The 21,506-nt window shown below is 73.2% G+C and carries 17 protein-coding genes; 16 read left to right on the top strand and 1 reads right to left on the bottom strand.

Annotation, left to right across the window (positions count from 1 at the left end):
- The first annotated feature begins 16 nt into the window (after window positions 1-16).
- Genes ACZ6BB_RS00710 through ACZ6BB_RS00640 form a run of 15 tightly spaced genes read left to right on the top strand, consistent with a single transcriptional unit; the run spans window position 17 to window position 18,554 of the window.
- Entirely contained in the window at window positions 17-2,215 is a 2,199-nt protein-coding gene (locus ACZ6BB_RS00710) for a bi-domain-containing oxidoreductase (RefSeq protein ID WP_471613164.1), read from the top strand.
- A 47-nt stretch (window positions 2,216-2,262) separates the two neighbouring features.
- The gene (locus tag ACZ6BB_RS00705) at window positions 2,263-4,176 is read left to right on the top strand and encodes a heparinase II/III family protein (protein ID WP_471613163.1); all 1,914 of its coding nucleotides are present in this window, start codon (window positions 2,263-2,265) and stop codon (window positions 4,174-4,176) included.
- A 9-nt stretch (window positions 4,177-4,185) separates the two neighbouring features.
- Window positions 4,186-5,706 (top strand): right-handed parallel beta-helix repeat-containing protein, encoded by a 1,521-nt coding sequence (locus ACZ6BB_RS00700; protein WP_471613162.1) that lies wholly within the window; start codon window positions 4,186-4,188, stop codon window positions 5,704-5,706.
- Between the two features lies 1 nt (window position 5,707).
- Complete coding sequence (locus ACZ6BB_RS00695) at window positions 5,708-6,940, top strand: O-antigen ligase domain-containing protein (protein WP_471613161.1); 1,233 nt, start codon at window positions 5,708-5,710, stop codon at window positions 6,938-6,940.
- A gap of 2 nt (window positions 6,941-6,942) precedes the next feature.
- Window positions 6,943-8,217, top strand: a complete 1,275-nt coding sequence (locus ACZ6BB_RS00690; RefSeq protein WP_471613160.1) for a glycosyltransferase — start codon at window positions 6,943-6,945, stop codon at window positions 8,215-8,217.
- Entirely contained in the window at window positions 8,214-9,449 is a 1,236-nt protein-coding gene (locus ACZ6BB_RS00685) for a class I SAM-dependent methyltransferase (protein WP_471613159.1), read from the top strand. Before ACZ6BB_RS00690 ends, ACZ6BB_RS00685 begins: the two co-directional genes overlap by 4 nt.
- Complete coding sequence (locus ACZ6BB_RS00680) at window positions 9,446-10,240, top strand: sugar phosphate nucleotidyltransferase (protein WP_471613158.1); 795 nt, start codon at window positions 9,446-9,448, stop codon at window positions 10,238-10,240. The genes ACZ6BB_RS00685 and ACZ6BB_RS00680 overlap by 4 nt, the downstream gene beginning before the upstream one ends.
- Complete coding sequence (locus ACZ6BB_RS00675; protein ID WP_471613157.1) at window positions 10,237-10,884, top strand: PIG-L deacetylase family protein; 648 nt, start codon at window positions 10,237-10,239, stop codon at window positions 10,882-10,884. The genes ACZ6BB_RS00680 and ACZ6BB_RS00675 overlap by 4 nt, the downstream gene beginning before the upstream one ends.
- A gap of 3 nt (window positions 10,885-10,887) precedes the next feature.
- Complete coding sequence (locus ACZ6BB_RS00670; protein WP_471613156.1) at window positions 10,888-11,913, top strand: NAD-dependent epimerase/dehydratase family protein; 1,026 nt, start codon at window positions 10,888-10,890, stop codon at window positions 11,911-11,913.
- A complete protein-coding gene (locus ACZ6BB_RS00665) occupies window positions 11,910-13,181 on the top strand; it encodes a DUF4910 domain-containing protein (RefSeq protein ID WP_471613155.1) in 1,272 nt (423 codons plus the stop codon). The genes ACZ6BB_RS00670 and ACZ6BB_RS00665 overlap by 4 nt, the downstream gene beginning before the upstream one ends.
- On the top strand, window positions 13,178-14,476 hold the full coding sequence (locus ACZ6BB_RS00660) for a hypothetical protein (RefSeq protein ID WP_471613154.1): 1,299 nt from the start codon (window positions 13,178-13,180) through the stop codon (window positions 14,474-14,476). The genes ACZ6BB_RS00665 and ACZ6BB_RS00660 overlap by 4 nt, the downstream gene beginning before the upstream one ends.
- Complete coding sequence (locus tag ACZ6BB_RS00655; protein WP_471613153.1) at window positions 14,473-15,420, top strand: glycosyltransferase family 2 protein; 948 nt, start codon at window positions 14,473-14,475, stop codon at window positions 15,418-15,420. The genes ACZ6BB_RS00660 and ACZ6BB_RS00655 overlap by 4 nt, the downstream gene beginning before the upstream one ends.
- On the top strand, window positions 15,417-16,673 hold the full coding sequence (locus ACZ6BB_RS00650) for a polysaccharide pyruvyl transferase family protein (protein ID WP_471613152.1): 1,257 nt from the start codon (window positions 15,417-15,419) through the stop codon (window positions 16,671-16,673). The genes ACZ6BB_RS00655 and ACZ6BB_RS00650 overlap by 4 nt, the downstream gene beginning before the upstream one ends.
- Window positions 16,670-17,221 (top strand): dTDP-4-dehydrorhamnose 3,5-epimerase family protein, encoded by a 552-nt coding sequence (locus ACZ6BB_RS00645; RefSeq protein WP_471613151.1) that lies wholly within the window; start codon window positions 16,670-16,672, stop codon window positions 17,219-17,221. The genes ACZ6BB_RS00650 and ACZ6BB_RS00645 overlap by 4 nt, the downstream gene beginning before the upstream one ends.
- Window positions 17,222-17,228: 7 nt before the next feature.
- The gene (locus tag ACZ6BB_RS00640) at window positions 17,229-18,554 is read left to right on the top strand and encodes a glutamate-1-semialdehyde 2,1-aminomutase (RefSeq protein ID WP_471613150.1); all 1,326 of its coding nucleotides are present in this window, start codon (window positions 17,229-17,231) and stop codon (window positions 18,552-18,554) included.
- A gap of 37 nt (window positions 18,555-18,591) precedes the next feature.
- Here ACZ6BB_RS00640 and ACZ6BB_RS00635 read toward each other — a convergent pair whose 3' ends face one another.
- Window positions 18,592-19,296 carry a phosphatase PAP2 family protein gene (locus ACZ6BB_RS00635; RefSeq protein WP_471613149.1) on the bottom strand — a complete coding sequence of 235 codons (705 nt, stop codon included), beginning with the start codon at window positions 19,294-19,296 and terminating at the stop codon, window positions 18,592-18,594.
- Between the two features lie 477 nt (window positions 19,297-19,773).
- On the opposite strand from ACZ6BB_RS00635, the gene ACZ6BB_RS00630 reads away from it, so the two are divergent.
- Window positions 19,774-21,459: a ribonuclease J gene (locus ACZ6BB_RS00630; protein WP_471613148.1), complete on the top strand. Its 1,686-nt coding sequence runs from the start codon at window positions 19,774-19,776 to the stop codon at window positions 21,457-21,459.
- The last annotated feature ends 47 nt before the right edge of the window (window positions 21,460-21,506 follow it).

Here is a 21,506-nt window from a genome sequence, read left to right as displayed (position 1 = left end):
GACAAGAGGACTTCGGGTGAAACAGGTAGTGCAGAACTACAAGAGCGGCGAGTTGGCGCTGCTCGACGTGCCGGTGCCGGGGCGCAAGCCGGGCGGTGTGCTGGTGAGGTCCGCCTACTCGCTGATCTCCACCGGTACCGAGCTGATGAAGGTGTCCGAGGCCGGCATGTCGATGGTGGGCAAGGCCCGCTCGCGCCCGGACCAGGTGGCCAAGGTCGTGCAGAGCGTGGCCACCAACGGGGTGGGCCCCACCTACCGCAAGGTGATGGGCAAGCTGGACTCCTACACACCGCTGGGCTACTCGCTGTGCGGGGTGGTCGAGCAGGTCGGCGCCGGCATCGACGACGTGAAGGCCGGCGACCTCGTGGCCTGCGCCGGCAACGAGCACGCGCTGCACGCCGAGCTGAACTGGGTGCCGAAGAACCTCTACGCCCCGGTGCCGGACGGCCTCGCGCCCCGGTACGCGGCCTTCGGCACCGTCGGGTCGATCGCGATGCAGGGCGTCCGCCAGGGCGAGCCGCAGCTCGGCGAGGTGGCGCTGGTCATCGGCCTCGGGCTGATCGGGCAGCTGGTGGCGCAGCTGCTGACCGCGTCGGGCGTCCGGGTCGTCGGGGTCGACCCCGACCCGGCGCGCTGCGAGCTGGCCGAGCGCCTGGGGGCCGCCGCCTGCGGCGACCCCGACTCCGCGGCCGTGGCGCACGCCGTCGCCGAACTCACCGACGGCCACGGCGTGGACCAGGTGTACCTGGCGGCCGGCGGCGCGAGCAACCAGCCCGTCGAGCTGGCCGCCCGGCTGTGCCGGGACCGCGGCCGGGTCGTCGACATCGGCAAGTGCCGGCTGGACCTGCCGTGGAACGCGTACTACGAGAAGGAGCTGGACGTCCGGTTCTCCCGGTCGTACGGCCCCGGGCGCTACGACCCGGCGTACGAACTGGAGGGGCGGGACTACCCGATCGGCTACGTGCGCTGGACCGAGCGCCGCAACCTGGCGTGTTTCCTCGGTCTCCTCGCCCGCGGCCGGGTCGACGTGGAGCCCCTGATCTCCCACACGGCCCCCTTCGACGACGCGGTGGAGACGTACCGCGGCCTGAAGGACGGTGACCTGAAGGCCGTGGCGGTGCTGTTCCGGTACCCCGGCCAGAAGGAGGAGCCGGAGAAACCGGAGGAGGCGGTGGCCCCGGCGGTGGCCGTGCCCGCGGTGCGGCGCGGCGGCGCCGGGACCGCCCCGGCCCGCGCGGCCGGGGCGCCGGTGCGGCTGGCGTTCGTCGGCGCGGGGAACTACGCGACGTCGATGCTGCTGCCGCATCTGGCGGGCCGCGAGGGCGTCGAACTGTCCACGGTCGTCACCACGACGGCGCTGTCCGCGGCGAACGCGCAGCGCAAGTTCGGCTTCGCCGGGGCGACCACCGACCTCGACACCGTGCTCGGCGACCCGTCGGTGGACGCGGTGTTCGTGGTCACCCGGCACAGCTCGCACGCCGAACTGACCCGCAGGGCGCTGCTGGCCGGCAAGGCCGTGTTCGTGGAGAAGCCGCTGGCGCTCACCGAGGAGGAGCTGGCCGGGGTGCTCGCGGCGGTGGAGGAGTCCGGCAACGACCGGCTGCAGGTGGGCTTCAACCGCCGGTTCGCGCCGCTGCTGCGGGAGGCGAAGCAGCGGTTCGGCGCCCGGACCGGACCGGCGAGCCTGCGCTACCTGGTCAACGCGGGCCGCCTGGACCACGGCAGCTGGTACCTCCGGCAGGGCACCGAGGGCTCGCGGTTCGCCGGCGAGGGCGGGCACTTCGTCGACACGGCGAGCTGGCTGCTCGACGCCGACCCGGTCTCGGTGTACGCGACGGCCACGCCCGGCAACGAGGACCTGCAGGTCGTGCTGCGCTACCCGGACGGCTCCACCGCGGCCATCAGCTACGTCACCAGCGGCTCGTCCGGCTTCCCCAAGGAGACGCTGGACCTGATCGCGGACGGCAGGGTGCTCCGGCTCGACGACTTCGTCCGTGCCTCGGTCTACGACCGCAAGCGGTGGGTCAGTTCACGGCTGCCCAAGGCCCGGGACAAGGGCCAGAACGCCGAACTGGCCGCGTTCGTCAAGGCCGTGCGGACGGGCGGGCCGATGCCGGTGCCGCTGGAGTCGCTGGTCGCCACCACGGCGGCCACCCTCGCCGTGGGGGCCGGCCTGGCCGGCGGCGCGCCGGTGACGTTGGCGAGGACCCTGTGACGGTCAGCTCGGGGAGTCCGGGCTGGTACCTCCGGCGGTTGTCCCGGATGGGACCCCAGGAGGTCGCCGGCCGGGTGGGCGACACGGTGCGCAGGCGGCGGTGGCGGTCGGTGCCGCCCGTGAGCCCGGACGTGACCGGGGCCCGGTTCACCGCCGTACTGCCCCCGCGGGCCGTCGCCGCGGTGCCGCCGGACGCCGCGAAGCGTCTGGTCGCCGAGGCGGACCGGCTGCTGGCCGGGCACGCCGAGTTCTTCGGGGTGGTCCGCGACGACCTGGCCGACCCGGACTGGTGCCACGACCCGAAGACCGGACGCCGGGCTCCCTGGGGCTACGCCTTCGACGTGCCGTACCGGGACGAGGACGCGGTCGGGGACATCAAGCAGATCTGGGAGCTGTCCCGGCATCAGTACCTCACCGTGCTCGCCGCCGCCTTCGCGGTCACCGGGGACGAGCGGTACGCCGAGCGGGTGGCCTCGCATCTGCGGTCGTGGTGGTCGGCCAACGCCCCGCTGCGCGGGGTGCACTGGACCAGCGGCATCGAGCTGGGCATCCGGCTGCTGTCCTGGGTGTGGGTGCGCCGGCTGCTGGACGGCTGGCCGGGCGCGGCCGGGCTGTTCGAGGACAACCCGGTGGCGCGCCGGCAGATCTGGCACCACCAGCGCTGGCTGGCCGCCTTCCCCAGCCGGGGGTCGTCGGCGAACAACCATGTGATCGCCGAAGCGGCCGGGCAGTTCGCCGCGTCCTGCGCCTTCGACTGGTTCCCCGCGTCGGGGCGCTGGCGGGCGGAGGCGCTGCGGTCGCTGGAGCGGCAGCTGCGTGCCAACACCTTCCCCTCCGGCCTCAACCGGGAGCTGGCCACCGAGTATCACGGGCTGGTGCTGGAGCTGGGTCTGGCGGCGGTGGCCGAGGCGGACGCCGCGGGCGTGCCGGTGCCCGCGTCGGTCCGGCTGGTGCTGCTGCGGATGACGGACGCGCTCGCGGCCGTCGTGGACGACCGGCTGCGGCCGCCGCGCCAGGGGGACGCGGACGACGGGCACGGTCTGGTCGTCGACGGCGCGGGCACCGACCGCTGGGGCTCACTGCTGGCCACCGGGGAGGCCGTGTTCGGCCGGCTGGACTGGTGGCCGGCGGTGACCGGCACCGACGTGCGCACCCCGCTGCTGGCCGCGCTGGTCCGGCCGTACCCGGCGAAGGGGGCGCCGGCGCCGGCCCGCCCGGCGAGCCGGCCGCACCGGTTCGCCGACGCGGGGCTGACCGTCCTGCGGGGGCCGGAGGGGATCTGGTGCCGCTGCGACGGCGGCCCGCACGGGTTCCTGTCCATCGCCGCGCACGCACACGCCGACGCGTTGTCCCTGGAGGTCCGGCACGACGGGGTCGACGTGCTCGCCGACCCGGGCACGTACTGCTACCACGGGCAGCCGGAGTGGCGGCGGTACTTCCGGTCGACCCTCGGCCACAACACGCTGGAGCTGGACGGCGGTGACCAGTCCGTCCCCGGCGGCCCGTTCCTGTGGACGCGGCAGGCCCGCAGCCGTGTCCTGGTCTCCGACCCGTCCGGGGAGGGTGTGGCCCGCTGGTGCGCCGAGCACGACGGGTACGCGCCCTCGGTGCACCGCCGCCGGGTGGAGCTGACGGCCGCGAGCCGGGAACTGCGGGTCGTCGACGAGGTGCGCGGCCCGCGCCGGGCCGTGCGGCTGGCGTTCCACCTCGGCCCGGCGATCGACGCGGACCTGGCGGGCCACCGCGCGCTGCTCACCTGGACGCGGGACGGCGAGGACCGCTCGGCGGTGCTCGACCTGCCCGGGCAGCTGTCCTGGCGCGCGCATCGCGGTGAGAGCGACCCGCCGCTGGGCTGGTACTCGGCCGGCTTCGGCCGCAAGGAACCCGCCACCACGCTGATCGGCACGGGCTTCGCCGACGGCGTGGAGGGGTTCACCACCGTACTCGGGTTCCGGGGCTAGGGAGGACGCTTGGTGATCACGTGGCGGCACCGGGCACGGGCCGTGGCACCCGTGGTGCTGGCCCTGCTGGCGGCGACCGGCTGTGAGAGCACGCCGGACGCGCGGCCGAAGCCGCCCACCGCACCGCCCACGGCCGTGGCCGGGGTGTGCGCCGAGCGCGCGGACGGGCCGTCGAAGGCGCCGGCGGGCGCGGTGACGGTCGACCCCGCCGTGCCCGGCGACCTGGCGGTGAAGACCGAGGAGAACCCGCCGGGCACCACGTTCTGGCTGCTCCCGGGCAAGCACCGGCTCGGGCCGGACCGCTATGCCCAGGTCCTGCCCAAGGAGGGGGACACCTACCTCGGGGCGCCGGGCGCGGTGCTCGACGGGCGGAAGACCAACCAGTACGCGTTCGGCGGCAGCGCCCGGGAGGTCACGATCCGCCACCTGACCGTGCAGCGGTTCGTCGCCCCGCACGACGAGGGCGTGGTCAACCACGACTCGGCCGACGGCTGGGTCATCGAGCACTCGACGGTCCAGAACAACTCCGGCGCCGGGCTGATGGCCGGGGCCCGCCAGCGGGTGCGCGGCAACTGCCTGCGCGACAACGGCCAGTACGGCATGAACGCCTACAAGGCCGACGGCCGTATCACCGGCCTGGTGGTCGAGGGCAACGAGATCGTGGGCAACAACACGGACGACTGGGAGCGGCGGCGGCCGGGCTGCGGCTGCACCGGGGGCGTGAAGTTCTGGGCCGTCGACGGCGCCGACGTACGCGGCAACTGGGTGCACGACAACCGCGGAGCCGGGCTGTGGGCGGACACCAACAACAACGACTTCCGCATCGAGGGCAACCTGCTGGAGGCCAACGACGGAGCCGCGCTGATCTACGAGACCAGCTACAACGCGGTCGTCCGGCAGAACAGGATCCGGCGGAACAACTGGGCCGAGGGCCGCGACTACGCCGAACGCGGCGACAGTTTCCCGTTCGCGACCGTCTACATCTCGGAGTCCGGCGGCGAACCACGGGTCCCGGCCCGCACGGACAAGATCGAGATCTACCGGAACGTGCTGGAGAACAACTGGTCCGGGATCACCCTGTGGGAGAACGCGGACCGGTTCTGCAACAGCCCGGCGAACACCTCCTCGGGCGAGTGCACGCTCCTGGTGAAGGACGTCGAGCGCTGCAAGCGGCCGGCGATCGCCACCGCGCCGCTCTACGACGACTGCCGGTGGAAGACCCAGCGGGTGGACGTCCACGACAACCGCTTCGTGCTGGACAAGTCCGTCCTCGACTGCGCGGCGAAGTGCGACCGCATGGCGGTGCTGGCCAACTACGGCACCTATCCGGACTGGTCGCCCTACCGGGGCGAACGGGTGGCCGAGGCGATCACGCGCAAGCAGCACAACCGCTGGCACGACAACGTCTACCGGGGGCCGTGGAGGTTCGTCGCCCACGACCCGAGCCGGGTCCTCGACTTCGCCCAGTGGCAGGACACGCCGTACCGGCAGGACACGGGCAGCAAGTACCGTGCCGGGAAGGGCGGTTGACATGGCCACCGACCACACGTCGAAGATCGTCGGGACGGTCTGGGGGCTGCTGGTCCTCAACACGCTCGGCTCCGCCGGGGCGAAGACGATCGTCCCGCTGCCCCGCTCCCTCATCCAGATGGTCACGATGGGCGCGCTGGTCGCCGCGTTCGCGCTGGCGCTCGTGGTCAATCCCCGGCTGCGCGTACGCCCCAACGCCTACCTGTTCCTGCTGACCCTGCTGCTGGTGCCGAGCGTGATCTCCAGCGCGGACCTGGAGTCCGGGTTCGGCGCGGTGTTCCGCTGCGCCCGGCTGGCGCTCTTCGTCAGCACGCTGTGGCTGCTCACCCGCTGGTGGGACGGTGAGCTGAGGTTCGTCCGGCTGCACATCCGGATGTACTTCGTGGTCCTCGGATCGGTGGCCCTGGGCGCTCTCGTCTCCCCGGGCGCCGCCCTGCCCGAGCTGTACGGCGGACGGCTGGTCGGGGCGCTGTGGCCGCTGACCCCGCCACAGATCGGACAGTACGCGGCGGTGATCATCGGGCTGTCCGTGCTGCTCCTGCTGGGCCGCCGCACCGACCGGCGCAGCGCGGCACTGGTCATCGTGCCGTCCCTCGTCCTGCTCGCGCTGACCCACACCCGCACGGCCACGCTCGGGATGCTCATCGGGCTGGTGCTGGCGATCGGCTCGCTCTTCCTGACCAGCACCGCCGCCCGCCGGTTCTTCGCCTGGGTGGTGCTGTGCGCCGCCGTGGCCGCGGTGGGGTTCGGGCCCGCGCTGCGGTCGTGGTTCCTGCGCGGGCAGAGCCAGGAGAACTTCACCAGCCTCACCGGCCGGGCCAAGGTCTGGGAGGCGCTGCTGGCGGCGCCCCGCACGACCTCGGAGTACCTGTTCGGCATGGGCCTGGGTGACAAGTCCTTCGGCGGGCTGCCGATCGACAACAGCTGGCTGGCCGTCTTCCACGAACAGGGCATGACCGGCGTGACGCTGGTGGCGGCGATCGTCGTCGTGCTGGGCGGGGTCGCGCTGCTGCGGCCGCCGTCGCTGTCGAGGGCCTGCGCGATCTTCCTGATCAGCTACTGCGGCATCGCGTCGTACACCGAGGCCGGACTGGGCGACGCCTCGCCGTATCTGCTGCATCTGGCGGTGGCCGCCTCGCTGTTGGCGGTGCCCGCCGAGGCCGGCGCCCTGCCGCCCCCCACTGTCCCCCGGCGGCGTGTCACGCGCTGGGTCCGAAGATCGGAGGCGGCCTGACCATGCATGTGCTCGTGGTGCACAACCGCTACGCCTCGGCGCAGCCGAGCGGCGAGAACAAGGTCGTCGACCAGGAGGTGGAGCTGCTGCGCACGGCCGGCCACCGGGTCGAGGTGTTCGAGCGGCGCAGCGACGACATCGCCGCCCGGTCCCTGCCGGGCAAGGCCGCGATACCGCTGCTGGTGCCGTGGAACCCGGCGGTCCGCAGGGAACTCGCCGCGCGGCTGCGCGCCGGGCGCCCGGACGTGGTGCACGTCCACAACGTCTTCCCGCTGCTGTCGCCGGCGGTCCTGGCCGCCTGCGCGGACGCCGGGGTGCCCGCCGTCGCGACGCTGCACAACTACACCCAGGTGTGTCCGCCGGGCACGCTGCAGCGCGACGGCCGGCCGTGCACCGAGTGCGTCGGGTCCACGCCGCTGCCCGCCGTGCGGCACGGCTGCTACCGGAACTCCCGGCCGGCGACCGTGCCGCTCGCGGTCAGCCTGGTGGTGAACCGGCGGCGGTGGTGGTCCGGTGTCGAGCGGTTCTTCTGCATCTCGGCGGCGCAGCGCGACGTCCTGGTGCGCTCCGGCATGCCGGCCGAGCGGCTGGCGGTGAAGCACAACTTCGTCCCCGACCCGGGCCGGCGCCGGGAGGGTGACGGCGAGCATCTGCTGTACCTGGGCCGGCTCGCGGAGGCCAAGGGCGTACGGCTGCTGATGGCCGCCTGGGACGAGCTGACCGCCGGCGGCGGGGTGGGGGTGCCCCTGGTGATCGCCGGGGCGGGGCCGCTGGAGCCGGAGGTGACCGCCTGGGCGGCGGGCCGCGACGACGTGCGGTACGTCGGTCTGTACGACACCGCGCAGGTCCGCGAGGCCGTCGCGCGCTCGGTCGCCGTGGTGGCTCCCTCGACGTGGCTGGAGGCGTTCGGCCTGGTGGTCGTGGAGGCGATGGCGGCGGGGGTCCCGGCCGTCGCCGCCGGTCACGGCGCCTTCGTCGAACTCGTCGAGGACGGGGTGACCGGACTGCTGCACCGGCCGGGCGAGTCCGCCTCGCTCGCGTCGTGTCTGCGCAGGATCACGGCCGATCCGGCCCTGGGCCGGGCGATGGGCCGGGCGGCCCGGGGCCGGTACGAGCGGGACTTCAGCCCGCAGGTCGGGCTGGAGCACCTGGTGGAGGGGTACCGCGCCGCGATCGCGGGGCGGTCCGGCGGCGGGGACGGCCCGCCGCCGGTAGGGGACGTACGCACTGGCTCGCGGCGGGGGCGCCCGCGCGAGCGGGATGGGGGCAGTAGATGACAGGATGCCGACTCTGCGGCTCGACGGCGCTGGAGAGCGTCGTCGACCTGGGAGCGACGCCGCCGTGCGAGAGCTTCCTCGCCGCGGACCGACTGGACCTGCCGGAGCCGGCGTACCCGCTGCACCTGCGGGTCTGCACGGACTGCTGGCTGGCGCAGATCCCTCCGCTGATCACACCGGAGGAGACGTTCGAGGAGTACGCGTACTTCTCCTCCTTCTCGACCTCCTGGGTGGAGCACGCGCGCGCCTTCGTCGCGGGCGCCGTGGAGCGGGTGGGCCTCGGCCCCGACGCCTTCGTGGTCGAGGTCGCCAGCAACGACGGGTACCTGCTGAGGCATGTGGTGGACCGGGGGATCCGCTGCCTGGGCGTCGAGCCGTCGGTGAACGTCGGGGCGGCGGCGCGGGAGGCGGGGGTGCCCACGCTCACGGCGTTCCTGTCCCCGGAGACCGGCTCGGCCGTCCGCGCCGAGCACGGGCCGGCGGACCTGGTCGTGGCCAACAACGTGTACGCGCACATCCCCGACGTGGTCGGCTTCACCCGGGGGCTGCGCGCGCTGGTCGCCGACGACGGCTGGGTCTCGATCGAGGTGCAGCACCTGCTGACCCTGATCGAGGAGAACCAGTACGACACGATCTACCACGAGCACTTCCAGTACTACACGGTCGCCTCCGCGATCCGGGCGCTGGCGAGCGGCGGACTCACGCTCGTGGACGTCGAGCTGCTGCCCACGCACGGCGGGTCGATCCGGCTGTGGGCGCGGCCGGCCGAGGCGGCCGGCGAGCCGACCGCGCGGGTCGCCGACGTGCTGGCCCGGGAGAAGGCCGCCGGGCTCCAGGAACTGTCCGGGTACACCGAGTTCTCCGCCCGGGTGGCCAAGGTCCGCCGGGACCTGCTGCGGTTCCTGATCGACGCGGCCGAGCGCGGCGAGACCGTCGTCGGCTACGGCGCCCCGGGCAAGGGCAACACCCTGCTCAACCACTGCGGCATCCGGCCCGACCTGCTGGCGTACACCGTCGACCGCAACCCCTACAAGCACGGCAGGTTCACGCCGGGCACCCGCGTCCCGATCCTGCCGCCCGAGCGGATCGCCGCCGACAGGCCGGACTACGTCCTGGTCCTGCCGTGGAACCTGCGGGCCGAGCTGGTCGAGCAGCTGTCGTACGTGCACGAGTGGGGCGGCCGGCTGGTCTTCCCGATACCGGAACTGAGCATTGTCGAGGTCAAGGCATGAAGGTCGTCCTGTTCTGCGGCGGTTACGGCATGCGCATGCGCAACGGAACCTCCGACGACGTGCCCAAGCCGATGGCGATGGTCGGCCCACGCCCGCTGATCTGGCACGTCATGCGCTACTACGCGCACTTCGGGCACAAGGAGTTCATCCTCTGCCTCGGGTACGGCGCCCACCACATCAAGAACTTCTTCCTCACCTACGAGGAGACGACGTCCAACGACTTCGTGCTGCGGGGCGGTCGGACCGAGCTGCTGTCCACCGACATAGCCGACTGGACGATCACGTTCGCGCAGACCGGCGTCGAGTCGCCGATCGGAGAGCGGCTGCGCCGGGTGCGGCACCACCTGGACGGCGACGAGATGTTCCTCGCCAACTACGCGGACGTGCTCACCGACGCCCCGCTGCCGGAGATGATCGACTCCTTCGCCCGGCGGGACGCCGGCGCGTCGATGATGGTGGTGCCGCCGCAGTCCTCGTTCCACTGCGTGGACCTGGGCGAGGACGGGCTGGTGGGGGGCATCACCGCGGTGAGCGACATGCCGCTGTGGGAGAACGGCGGCTATTTCGTGCTCCGCCAGGAGGTCTTCGACCACATCCCGGAGGGCGGGGACCTGGTCGCCGACGGATGCGCGCGGCTGGCCAAGGAGGGCCGGCTGGTGGCACACCAGCACCGCGGCTTCTGGAAGCCGACCGACACCGTCAAGGAGCGGGCCGCGCTCGACGATGCCTACGCCCGCGGCGAGCGCCCGTGGGCCGTGTGGGAACGGGACGCCACCGGGGTGGGCGCGTGATCCGGCTCGGCGCCGGACGCCCCGGCCGGGTCGTGGCGGTGGGCGCGCACTGCGACGACATCGCCATCGGCGCCGGCGGCACCCTGCTGACGCTGTGCCTGGCGCGGCCGGGCCTGCGCGTCGACGCGCTGGTGCTCACCGGCGGCGGAACCGACCGGGAGCAGGAGGAGCGGGCCGCGCTCGCCGCCTTCTGCCCGGGCGCCGACCTGCGGCTGACCGTGCACAAGCTGCCGGACGGCCGGCTGCCCGCGCACTGGGAGGAGGCCAAGGCCGCGGTCGAGGAGCTGCGCGCGGCGACGGACCCGGACCTCGTGCTGGCCCCGCGCACCGACGACGCCCACCAGGACCACCGGGGCCTGGCGAAGCTGATCCCCACCGCGTTCCGCGACCACCTCGTGCTCGGCTACGAGATCGTCAAGTGGGACGGCGACCTCGGCCGTCCGGCGGCCTACCAGCCGCTCTCGCCGGAGACCGCCGAACAGAAGGTGCGGCTGCTGCAGGAGCACTACCCCTCGCAGCGCCACCGGCCCTGGTACGACCGGGAGGCCTTCCTCGGCCTCGCCCGGATCCGCGGTATCGAATGCCACGAGCGCTACGCCGAGGCGTTCGCCGTCTCCAAACTCACGCTCAACCTGGGGGGTTGAACCATGCGCGTACTCCTGACCGGACACCAGGGTTACCTGGGCACCGTGATGGCCCCGGTCCTCGCCGAGGCCGGGCACGAGGTCGTCGGCCTCGACGCCGGCCTGTTCGCCGACTGCGTGCTGGGGCCGAGGCCGGCGGACCCGCCGGGAGCGCGGGTGGACCTGCGCGACCTCACGGCCGAGCACGTGGCGGGCGTGGACGCCGTGATCCACCTGGCCGCCCTGTCCAACGACCCGTTGGGCTCGCTGGCGCCACAGCTCACCTACGACATCAACCACCACGCGTCCGTGCGGCTGGCCCGGCTGGCCCGCGACGCCGGGGTGCGGCGCTTCCTGTACGCGTCGACCTGCTCGGTGTACGGCGCCGCCGGCGGTGACGAGCTGGTGGCCGAGGACGCCCCGCTGCGCCCGGTCACGCCGTACGCCGAGTCCAAGGTGCGGGTGGAGGACGACCTGCACGTGCTGGCCGACGGCGACTTCAGCCCGGTGTACATGCGCAACGCCACCGCCTTCGGCCACTCCCCCCGGCTGCGCGCCGACATCGTGCTGAACAACCTGGTGGGCCACGCGCTGCTGTCCGGCGAGGTGCTGGTGCTCTCCGACGGCACCCCCTGGCGCCCGCTGGTGCACGCCGTCGACATCGCGCGGGCCTTCACGGCCGCGCTGGGCGCGCCGCGCGAGGCGGTGCACGACCGGGCGTTCAACATCGGCACCGAGACCAACAACGTCACGGTCGCCGAGATCGCCGAGCAGGTCGCCGAGGCGGTGGCCGGCGCGAAGGTGGTGATCACCGGCGAGAACGGTGCCGATCCACGGTCGTACCGGGTGGACTTCTCCCGGTTCCGGGCCGCGATTCCCGGCTTCGACTGCGAGTGGTCGGTGAAGCGGGGCGCGCTCGAACTCGCCGACGCCTACCGGAAGTTCGGGCTGACCAAAAAGGACTTCGAGCGCCGCTTCACCCGTCTCGCCGTGCTGCGGGCCGCGTCCGAGGCCGGCACCGTCGACGACACGCTGCGGTGGCGCGGATGACCGTCGGCGAGGAGATGCACGCGCTGGTGGAGCGGTTGTACCCGCTGTGCCGGAGCATCACCGGCGACGGGGTGCGCGCCACCCTGGACATCGTCGGCGAGTACGTCCCGCTCCAGGTGCACGAGGTGCCGACCGGGACCCAGGTGCTCGACTGGACGGTGCCGCAGGAGTGGAACATCCGGGACGCCTACATCGCCGACGCCGAGGGCAACCGGGTCGTGGACTTCGCCGCGTCCAGCCTGCACGTGCTCGGCTACAGCGTGCCGGTGTCGGCGACCATGCCGCTGGCCGAGCTGCGCGAGCACCTGTACACGCTGCCGGAGCAGCCGAGTCGGGTGCCGTACCGCACCAGCTACTACAAGCCGCAGTGGGGGTTCTGTCTCGCCCAGGACACCCTGGACGCCATGCCGGACGGCGCGTACGAGGTGTGCGTCGACTCCACGCTCGCCGACGGCCACCTCACCTACGCCGAACACGTGGTCCCCGGTCAGGTCGCCGACGAGGTGATCGTCTCCTGTCACGTCTGCCACCCGTCGCTGGCCAACGACAATCTGGCGGGCGTGGCGGTGGCGACGTTCCTGGCCCGGGCGCTGGCGGAGCGGACGCCTCACTTCACCTACCGGTTCGTCTTCGCGCCCGGCACCATCGGGGCGATCACCTGGCTGGCCCGCAACGCGGAACGGATCGAACGGGTCAAGCACGGCCTGGTGCTGGCCTGCGCCGGCGACCGGGGCGACCTGACGTACAAACAGAGCAGACGCGGCGACGCGGAGATCGACCGGGTGATGCGGCACGTGCTGAACGCCACCGGACGCCCGCACCGCATCACCGAGTTCACTCCGTACGGCTACGACGAGCGCCAGTACTGCTCACCCGGCTTCGATCTCGGTGTCGGCTCGCTCAGCCGGACCCCGTACGCGGGCTACCCGGAGTACCACACCTCGGCGGACAACCCGGACTTCGTCACCCCGGAGGCGATGACGGACACGCTGGACCTGTGCCGCGAGGCGTTCGCCGTGCTCGACGGCAACCGGCGGTACGTCAACCTCAGCCCGTACGGCGAGCCGCAGCTGGGCCGGCGTGGCCTCTACGACTCGCTCGGCGGCCGCAGCGACGCCAAGGAGGCCCAGATGGCCATGCTGTGGGTGCTCAGCCTCTCCGACGGCGAGCACAGCCTGCTGGACGTCGCCGAGCGGTCCGGGCTGCCCTTCGACACCGTCGCCGCCGCGGCCGGCGCCCTGCACGGTGCCGGGCTGATCAAGGCATGACGCCGATGACCACCGAGGAGGGGAAGGCGACGGCCCGGGGGCGGCCCGCCCGGCGGGCCGTGCTCGGCCGGCTGTCCTGGGGACTGGCCGACCAGGCGGCCTCCAGCATGACCAACTTCGCGGTGGGGATCCATGTCGCCCGCTCGCTCGGGCTCACCGCGTTCGGCGCGTTCAGCCTGGCCTGGGTGACCTACGGCGTGGTGCTCAGCGTCTCCCGGGGGCTGGCCACCGACCCGCTCGTGGTGCGCTTCAGCGGTGTGCCGGAGGCGTCCTGGCGGGGGGCGGTGACGCGCTCGTCGGGCACCGCGCTCGGCGTCGGCGGCATCGTCGGCGCGGCCTGTCTGGTGGTCGGACTGGCCGCCGGCGGCCATGTGGGACCCGCCTTCGCCTGCCTCGGCGTCATGCTGCCGGGGCTGTTGCTGCAGGACGCGTGGCGGTACTCGTTCTTCGCCGCCGGCACCGGGCGCAAGGCGTTCGTCAACGACCTGGTGTGGGGTGCCGCGCTCGTCCCGGCCCTGGTGGTGGCGGCCCGCGTGGGCACGGTCGCCGCGTTCGTACTCGCCTGGGGCGCGTCCGCCGCGGTCGCCGCGGTGTACGGCTGCTTCCAGTCCGGCATCCGTCCCCGCCTGGCCGGAGCACGCGGCTGGCTCCGCGACCAGCGCGACCTCGGCTACCGCTACCTGGTCGAGAACACCTGCCTCAGCGGCGCGGCCCAGCTGCGGGCGTACGGGCTCGGCGCGATCGTCGGGGTCGGTGCGGTGGGTGTGGTCCGGGGCGCCGAGCTGCTGCTCGGCCCGTTCCTCGCCGTGCTGATGGGGCTGTCGCTGGTCACCGTCGCGGAGGCGGCCCGGGTGCTGCGGCGGGCCCCGCACCGGCTCGGCCGGTTCTGCCTCCTGCTCGGCGGCGCGCAGGCCGTCGCCGCACTGCTGTGGGGCGCGGCGCTGCTGCTGGTGCCGGACCGGTACGGCGAACTCGTGCTCGGCACCGTCTGGACGTCCGCCTCGCAGCTGATCGTGCCCGCCACGCTCGGTGTCGCGGGCGCCGGCCTCGGCACCGGCGCGGCGGCCGGGCTGCGCGCGCTCGGCGCGGCCCGGCGCAGTCTGCGCTGCCAGCTGTTCGCCTCCGCCTGCTATGTCGGCGGCGGCCTCGGCGGGGCGGTCGTGGCCGGCACGGTCGGCTCTGCCTGGGGCGTCGCCGCCGCGACCCTCTCCGGTTCCGCCGTGTGGTGGCTGCAGTTGCGCTCCGCCCTGCGCGAGCACCACCAGGACTCCATCCGCGAAGTGAGGACGCCATGACCGCCCGACCCCGGCTGAGCATCGGCCTGCCCGTCTACAACGGCGAGGAGTACCTCGCCGAGTCGTTCGACGCCCTGCTCGGCCAGACCTACGAGGACTTCGAACTGGTCGTCTCCGACAACGCCTCGACCGACGGGACCGAGGACCTCTGCCGCCGGTACGCGGCGAAGGACTCCCGCATCCGGTACATCCGGCTGCCCCGCAACATCGGTGCCGCGCCCAACCACAACTACGTGTTCACCGAGTGCCGCGGCGAGCTGTTCAAGTGGGCCTCGCACGACGACCTGTACGCCCGGGACCTGCTGCTGCGCTGTGTCGAGGCACTCGACGAACGGCCGGACGTGGTCCTCGCGCACAGCGACCAGGCGGTCATCGACGAGGACGGCAAGGTGAAGGTCCCCTACGAGTACGGGCTCGCCACCGACTCGCCGCACGCCCCGGAGCGCTTCCGCAGCCTCCTGTTCGAGCCCGGCGGCGACGACTTCTACGGGGTGATGCGGGCCGACATGCTGCGCCGGGTGAAGCCGCACGACAGCTACCACCACGCGGACCGCACGTTCGTCGCCGAGATCACCCTGCACGGGCCCTTCCACCAGGTGCCCGAGCTGCTGTACTTCCGCCGCGACCACCCCACCCGCGCCGAGCGGGCGAACCCCTCCAAGCGCTCCCGGTGCGTCAACCTGGACCCGCGCCGGGCGGGCCCGCTGCACCCGACGCCCCGGCTGCTCGCCGAGTACGTGTGGGGTTTCGTCTCGGCGATCCGGCGGGCGCCGCTGTCCCCCGCCGACCGGCGCGCGTGCCACCGCCATCTGGCCGCGTGGATGACCAGCCGGGTCCGGCCGGGCGCGGGCGAGCGGGTCGAGGACCGCGCCCCGGTGGACCCGGACCGGTTCGACGTCTGCGTCGACGCCCTGGTCGCCGGCCGCGAAGGCAGGCAGGCATGACGTCCGCGCCCGGGAGGCGGGTGCGCGTCGGGGTGTTCGGCCTCCTCGGCTCCGGCAACCTCGGCAACGACGGGTCGCTGGAGGCGGTGCTCGGCCGGCTCCGCGCCGAGCACCCGGAGGCGGTCGTGGACGCGCTGTGCGGCGGGCCCGAGGTCGTCACGGCCCGGTACGGCATCCCCGCGACACGGCTGCACTGGTACCGCGGGGAGTACCGGACCGCCTCCCGCGCCGGCGCGATCGCGGGGAAGGGTCTGGGCAAGATCGTCGACGTCTTCCGCACCGCCGCCTGGGTGCGCCGGCACGACGTGGTGATCGTTCCGGGCATGGGCGTCCTGGAGGCCACGCTGCCGCTGCGGCCGTGGGGTTTCCCGTACGCGCTGTTCCTGCTCTGCGCGAGCGGCCGGCTGTCCGGCACCCGGGTCGCGCTGGTCGGCGTCGGGGCCGGCCCGATCGGCAACCGGGCGACCCGGACCCTGGTGCGCTGGTCGGCGCGGCTGGCCGCCCACCGGTCGTACCGGGACGAGCTGTCCCGCGACGCGATGCGGGCGATGGGCGTGGACACCGCGCGCGACGCGGTGCACCCGGACCTCGCCTTCGCCCTGCCGGCGCCGGGGCCGAGCGCGCCCGGCGGACCGCCGGGCCGTGTGTGCGTCGGTGTCATGGACTTCCACGGCGGCGACGACGACCGCGACCGGGCAGAGGAGATCCACCGGCGCTACCTCGACGGGACGACCCGCTTCGTCCGCGCGCTGGCCGAGGAGGGCAGGCCCGTCCGGCTGCTCACGGGCGACGCGTGCGACGCGCCGGTGGTCGCCGCGATCCTCGACGCGGTGGACTCGCCGCTGGTCACCGCCGCGGAGGCCGGCTCGCTGGCCGACCTGATGAAGGAGACGGCGGCCGCCGACACCGTGGTGGCGACCCGCTACCACAACCTGGTCTGCGCGCTGCGGGCCGGCACCCCGACGCTCGCCCTCGCCTACGCGGCGAAGAGCGAGGCGCTGATGGCGCTGATGGGCCTGGACGCGTACTGCCACCCGGCTCGCGAGGTCGACGCCGACCGTCTGCTCGAACAGTTCCGGGAGCTGGAGAAGAACGCGGCGGACGCACGGCGGACCCTCGCCGAGCGGAACCTGGCCGTCGCCCGCCGGCTCGACCAGCAGTTCACGGCCCTGGCGGCCGCCCTGTTCCCGGCGACCGACCACACCCGCACCCCCACGCCCACGCCCGAGCACCCCCGGCAGGAGACGCCATGAAAGCGACGGAAGTCCCGGAGATCTCCGGCGCGTACCTCTTCGAGCCGACCCCGTACGCCGACGAACGCGGCTTCTTCTGCCGCACCTTCGACGCCGACGTGGTCCGCTCGGTGGGCCTGGACCCGGACGCCTTCCTCCAGGACAGCCTGTCCCGCTCGGTGGGCGGTGTGGTGCGCGGGCTGCATCTGCGCTCCGGCGCCGGTGAGGCCAAGCTGGTGCGGTGCTCGTACGGGAGGATCTTCGACGTCGTCGTGGACCTGCGGCCGGGCTCGCCGACCTATCTGGGCCGGGCGTTCTTCGAGCTGTCCGGCGAGACACAGACGACCCTCTACATCCCGGCGGGCTGCGCGCACGGCTTCCAGGCCCTGACCCCGACCGCCGACACCTCGTACCGCATCGACCGTCCGCACGACCCGTCCGAGGACGTGACCATCGCCTTCGACGACCCGGAACTCGCCATTCCCTGGCCGCTTCCGGTCACGTCGATGTCCGAGCGGGACCGCAATGCGCCCAGCCTGGCAGAGGTCCTGAAGCACGGGGAGAGCTGAGGCCGCCATGGACACCGAAGAGTTCGAACTGCCCCGGTCCCGGGCGGCCAACGAGCGGCTGCACGCCCTCGTCCCCGGCGGCGCGCACACCTACGCCAAGGGCGACGACCAGTACCCCGAGCACCTGGCCCCGGTCATCAGCCACGGCAACGGCGCCCATGTGTGGGACGTCGACGGCAACCGCTACATCGAGTACGGCTCCGGCCTGCGGTCGGTCAGCCTCGGGCACGCCCACCCGCGAGTGACCGAGGCGGTGCGACGCGAACTCGACCGCGGCAGCAACTTCGTCCGGCCGTCCGTCGTGGAGGTCGAGGCCGCCGAACGCTTCCTGGCGACCGTGCCGACCGCCGAGATGGTGAAGTTCGCCAAGAACGGCTCCGACGCCACCACCGCCGCGGTGCGCCTGGCCCGCGCCGCCACCGGGCGCCCGCGGGTGGCCCTCTGCGCCGACCATCCGTTCTTCTCCACGGACGACTGGTTCATCGGCACCACACCGATGTCCGCCGGCATCCCGTCGGCCACCAGCGATCTGACCGTGACGTTCCCGTACGGAGACCTGACCGCCACCGAGGACCTGCTCACCCGGTACCCGGACGACATCGCCTGCCTGATCCTCGAACCCGCCACCCACACCGAGCCGCCGCCCGGATACCTCGCGGGCCTGCGCGAGCTGGCCGACCGGCACGGCTGCGTCCTGGTCTTCGACGAGATGATCACCGGCTTCCGCTGGTCCGAGGCGGGCGCCCAGGGCCTGTACGGCGTCGTCCCCGACCTCTCCACCTTCGGCAAGGCGCTGGGCAACGGCTTCGCCGTCTCCGCGCTGGCCGGGCGCCGCGACCTGATGGAGCTGGGCGGGCTGCGGCACTCCGGCGAGCGGGTGTTCCTGCTGTCCACCACGCACGGCGCGGAGACACACTCCCTGGCGGCCGCGATGGCCGTGCAGGGCACCTACGTCGAGGAGGGCGTCACCGCACGGCTGCACGCCCTCGGCGAACGGCTGGCGGCCGGTGTCCGCGACGCCGCCGCCGCCATGGGCGTCGGCGACCACGTCGTCGTCCGGGGCCGGGCCAGCAACCTGGTCTTCGCCACCCTCGACGAGAACGGCCGCCCGTCACAGGAGTACCGCACCCTGTTCCTGCGCCGGCTCCTCGCGGGCGGGGTGCTGGCCCCGTCGTTCGTGGTGAGCGCCGCGCTCGACGACTCGGACATCGAGCACACGGTCGACGTGGTGGCCGAGGCGTGCGCGGTGTACCGCAAGGCACTGGACGCCGGCGACCCCACGCCCTGGCCGGCCGGCCGCCCGGTGAAGCCGGTGTTCCGCCGCCTGGTGTGAGGACGAGGCCGCCGTCCGGTGTGAGGGTGAGCCGACGTCAGCGACGCCGCAGCCGGACGACCTCGGTCGTCCGGTCGACCAGCCACGCGGTCGCCGATGTCACCGCCGACGCGGTGCACCAGCCGCCGAGGACGTCGGTCGGGTAGTGCGCGCCCAGGGCGACCTGGGCCCAGCCCATGGCGGCACCGGCGACCAGTGCGGCGGTGAGCACGAGTGACAGGCCGGCCGTCCTGCCGAGGCGGAGCCGGCCGGCCGCGAGCAGCGCCACCGCGAGGGCGAGCGCGGTGAGGAAGGCGGTGTGCCCGCTCGGGTACGAGAGGTTGCCGTCACCGTGGATGGTGCGTCCGACCAGGGACTTGAGCAATGTGGTCGCCCCCACGGTGACGCCGGCCGAGGCGACGGCGAACAGCGCGGCCCGGGGGCTCCGCAGCAGCAGGAGACAGCCCGCCACGACGGCCACGACCAGCGCCGCGGCCCCCACGGGCTCCCCCAGGAAATCGATGGCCAGCGCGATGTGCCGCCACGGCGGCCCCACCCCGTCCACCCACGCCGAGATCCGCGCGTCCACCGCACCGGGCTCACCGTCACCGGCGAAGAGGACCGCACCCACGACGACGCCCAGCGCGGCGAGAAGCGCCACCGCCCCCAGCCACCCACGCAGGGCCAACGGCAGCACGGGCGGCGCGGACCGCCCACCGCGTCCGTCGGGCCCGACACCGACGCGGTCCTCGACTTCCGTCACCAACGCCCCCCGTCGTGTCCCTGGCCGCCACCCTAACCAACACGAGCCACCCGGCACGGGGCACTCGGCGGCCCCGTCCGGAAACCGAGCAGGGACGACGCAGGAGGGCCGCTCGCGCCTCGCCCCGGCCGCGACGGGCCTCCGGGCCCCGTGGTCGACGGAGCCCGACGGCGTGGGCATCGCGGCGGGCCGGGGCCGCCCGGCAGCTGTGCCGGGGGCTCTCGCCTCCCGACAAGGAACGGGTTCCGTGCCTTCTCGTGCTCGTGGGTCCAGTGACATGTGGCCGGGATCCGGCGTGCGACATCTGAGCTCGCCGTGAGCACCCGAGCTCGCCGCGCCGCCCTGGAATCGCGGGGCTGCGGGTCCCGGAGCACGGCTCCCTGCCTCTCCCGGTCATGACTGAGCCCGGCAGTGCAACGCACCTCGCGTCCACCGTGCGTGCGATCAGCACGGCGCACTCTTCGATAACGTGAGCGCATGAGCCATCCGCACCCAGAACTCAAAGCCGCCCCGCCGCTGCCGGACGGAGGACTCAGGGTCACCGCTCTGGGCGGCTTGGGCGAAATCGGCCGGAACATGACCGTCTTCGAGCATGCAGGCAAACTGCTGATCGTGGACTGCGGTGTGCTGTTCCCGGAGGAGAACCAGCCCGGCGTGGACGTGATCCTGCCCGACTTCACCTCCATCCGGGACCGCCTCGACGACATCGTCGCCGTCGTACTCACCCACGGCCACGAGGACCACATCGGCGGCGTGCCCTATCTGCTGCGGGAGCGGGCGGACATCCCCCTCGTCGGCTCGAAGCTCACCCTCGCCTTCATCGAGGCCAAGCTCAAGGAGCACGGGATCAGGCCCCGCACGGTGCGCGTGCGCGAGGGCGACCGGCGCGGCTTCGGCCCCTTCGACTGCGAGTTCGTAGCGGTCAACCACTCCATCCCGGACAGCCTCGCGGTGGCCCTGCGCACCGGAGCCGGGATGGTGCTGCACACCGGTGACTTCAAGATGGACCAGTTCCCCCTCGACGACCGCATCACCGACCTGCGCGCCTTCGCCCGCCTCGGCGAGGAGGGTGTGGACCTGTTCCTCACCGACTCCACCAATGCCGAGGTCCCCGGCTTCACCACCTCCGAACGCGAACTGAACCCCGCGATCGAACAGGTGATGCGCACCGCACCGCGGCGGGTCATCGTCTCCAGCTTCGCCAGCCACGTGCACCGCATCCAGCAAGTCCTGGACGCCGCCCACCAGCACGGCCGCAAGGTGGCCTTCGTGGGCCGCTCCATGGTCCGCAACATGGGCATCGCCCGCGACCTGGGCTACCTCAAGGTTCCGCCCAACCTGATCGTGAACAGCAAGGAGCTGGAGAAGCTCCCCGCCCACCAGGTCACCCTGGTGTGCACCGGGTCCCAGGGCGAACCGATGGCCGCCCTGTCCCGGATGGCCAACCGCGACCACCAGATCCGCATCGGCAAGGGCGACACCGTCCTGCTCGCCAGTTCCCTCATCCCCGGCAACGAGAACGCCATCTACCGGGTCATCAACGGCCTGACCCGGTGGGGCGCCAACGTCGTCCACAAGGGCAACGCGAAGGTGCACGTCTCCGGCCACGCCAGCGCCGGCGAACTCGTCTACTGCTACAACATCGTCCGCCCCCGCAACGTCATGCCCGTGCACGGCGAGTTCCGTCACCTGCGGGCCAACGCCGACCTCGCCATCCGCACCGGCGTCGACCCCGACCGGGTCGTCATCGCCGAGGACGGGGTCGTCGTCGACCTCGTCGACGGCCGCGCCTCCATCACCGGCAAGGTGCCCGCGGGCAACGTCTACGTGGACGGCATGGAGGTCGGCGGCGCCACCGAGGCGTCCCTCAAGGACCGGGTCACCCTCGCGCAGGAGGGCGTCATCACGGTCGTGGCCATCGTCGACGCCGACACCGGCGGACTGGCCGAGGCCCCCGACTTCCTGGCTCGCGGCTTCGTCCACGACGACACCACCTTCGAGCCCGTCATCCCCGTCATCGAGAAGACGCTGGCCACCGCCGCCGAGGAAGGCGTCGGCGACGCCCATCAGCTCGAACAGCTCATCGCCCGCGCCGTGGCCAACTGGGCCTTCCGCACGCACCGCCGCAGGCCGCTGATCATCCCGGTCATCATCGACGCCTGACCGGGCCACCACCCCGACTGCCCGCTCCCGACCGCGGCGGAACATGC

The organism is Streptomyces sp. NPDC041108, assembly GCF_055592645.1.
The sequence above is the reverse complement of the archived record's forward strand: the minus strand, read 5'-3'. Positions and strand labels throughout refer to the sequence as shown.

Excerpts from the sequence above, each read along its gene's own strand:
- ACZ6BB_RS00680 (WP_471613158.1), top strand. The coding sequence starts at position 9,446 with ATGAAGGTCGTCCTGTTCTGCGGCGGTTACGGCATGCGCATGCGCAAC.
- ACZ6BB_RS00660 (WP_471613154.1), top strand. The coding sequence starts at position 13,178 with ATGACGCCGATGACCACCGAGGAGGGGAAGGCGACGGCCCGGGGGCGG.
- ACZ6BB_RS00630 (WP_471613148.1), top strand. The coding sequence starts at position 19,774 with ATGAGCCATCCGCACCCAGAACTCAAAGCCGCCCCGCCGCTGCCGGAC.
- ACZ6BB_RS00695 (WP_471613161.1), top strand. The coding sequence starts at position 5,708 with ATGGCCACCGACCACACGTCGAAGATCGTCGGGACGGTCTGGGGGCTG.
- ACZ6BB_RS00690 (WP_471613160.1), top strand. The coding sequence starts at position 6,943 with ATGCATGTGCTCGTGGTGCACAACCGCTACGCCTCGGCGCAGCCGAGC.
- ACZ6BB_RS00640 (WP_471613150.1), top strand. The coding sequence starts at position 17,229 with ATGGACACCGAAGAGTTCGAACTGCCCCGGTCCCGGGCGGCCAACGAG.
- ACZ6BB_RS00655 (WP_471613153.1), top strand. The coding sequence starts at position 14,473 with ATGACCGCCCGACCCCGGCTGAGCATCGGCCTGCCCGTCTACAACGGC.
- ACZ6BB_RS00645 (WP_471613151.1), top strand. The coding sequence starts at position 16,670 with ATGAAAGCGACGGAAGTCCCGGAGATCTCCGGCGCGTACCTCTTCGAG.
- ACZ6BB_RS00665 (WP_471613155.1), top strand. The coding sequence starts at position 11,910 with ATGACCGTCGGCGAGGAGATGCACGCGCTGGTGGAGCGGTTGTACCCG.
- ACZ6BB_RS00650 (WP_471613152.1), top strand. The coding sequence starts at position 15,417 with ATGACGTCCGCGCCCGGGAGGCGGGTGCGCGTCGGGGTGTTCGGCCTC.
- ACZ6BB_RS00670 (WP_471613156.1), top strand. The coding sequence starts at position 10,888 with ATGCGCGTACTCCTGACCGGACACCAGGGTTACCTGGGCACCGTGATG.
- ACZ6BB_RS00685 (WP_471613159.1), top strand. The coding sequence starts at position 8,214 with ATGACAGGATGCCGACTCTGCGGCTCGACGGCGCTGGAGAGCGTCGTC.
- ACZ6BB_RS00705 (WP_471613163.1), top strand. The coding sequence starts at position 2,263 with ATGGGACCCCAGGAGGTCGCCGGCCGGGTGGGCGACACGGTGCGCAGG.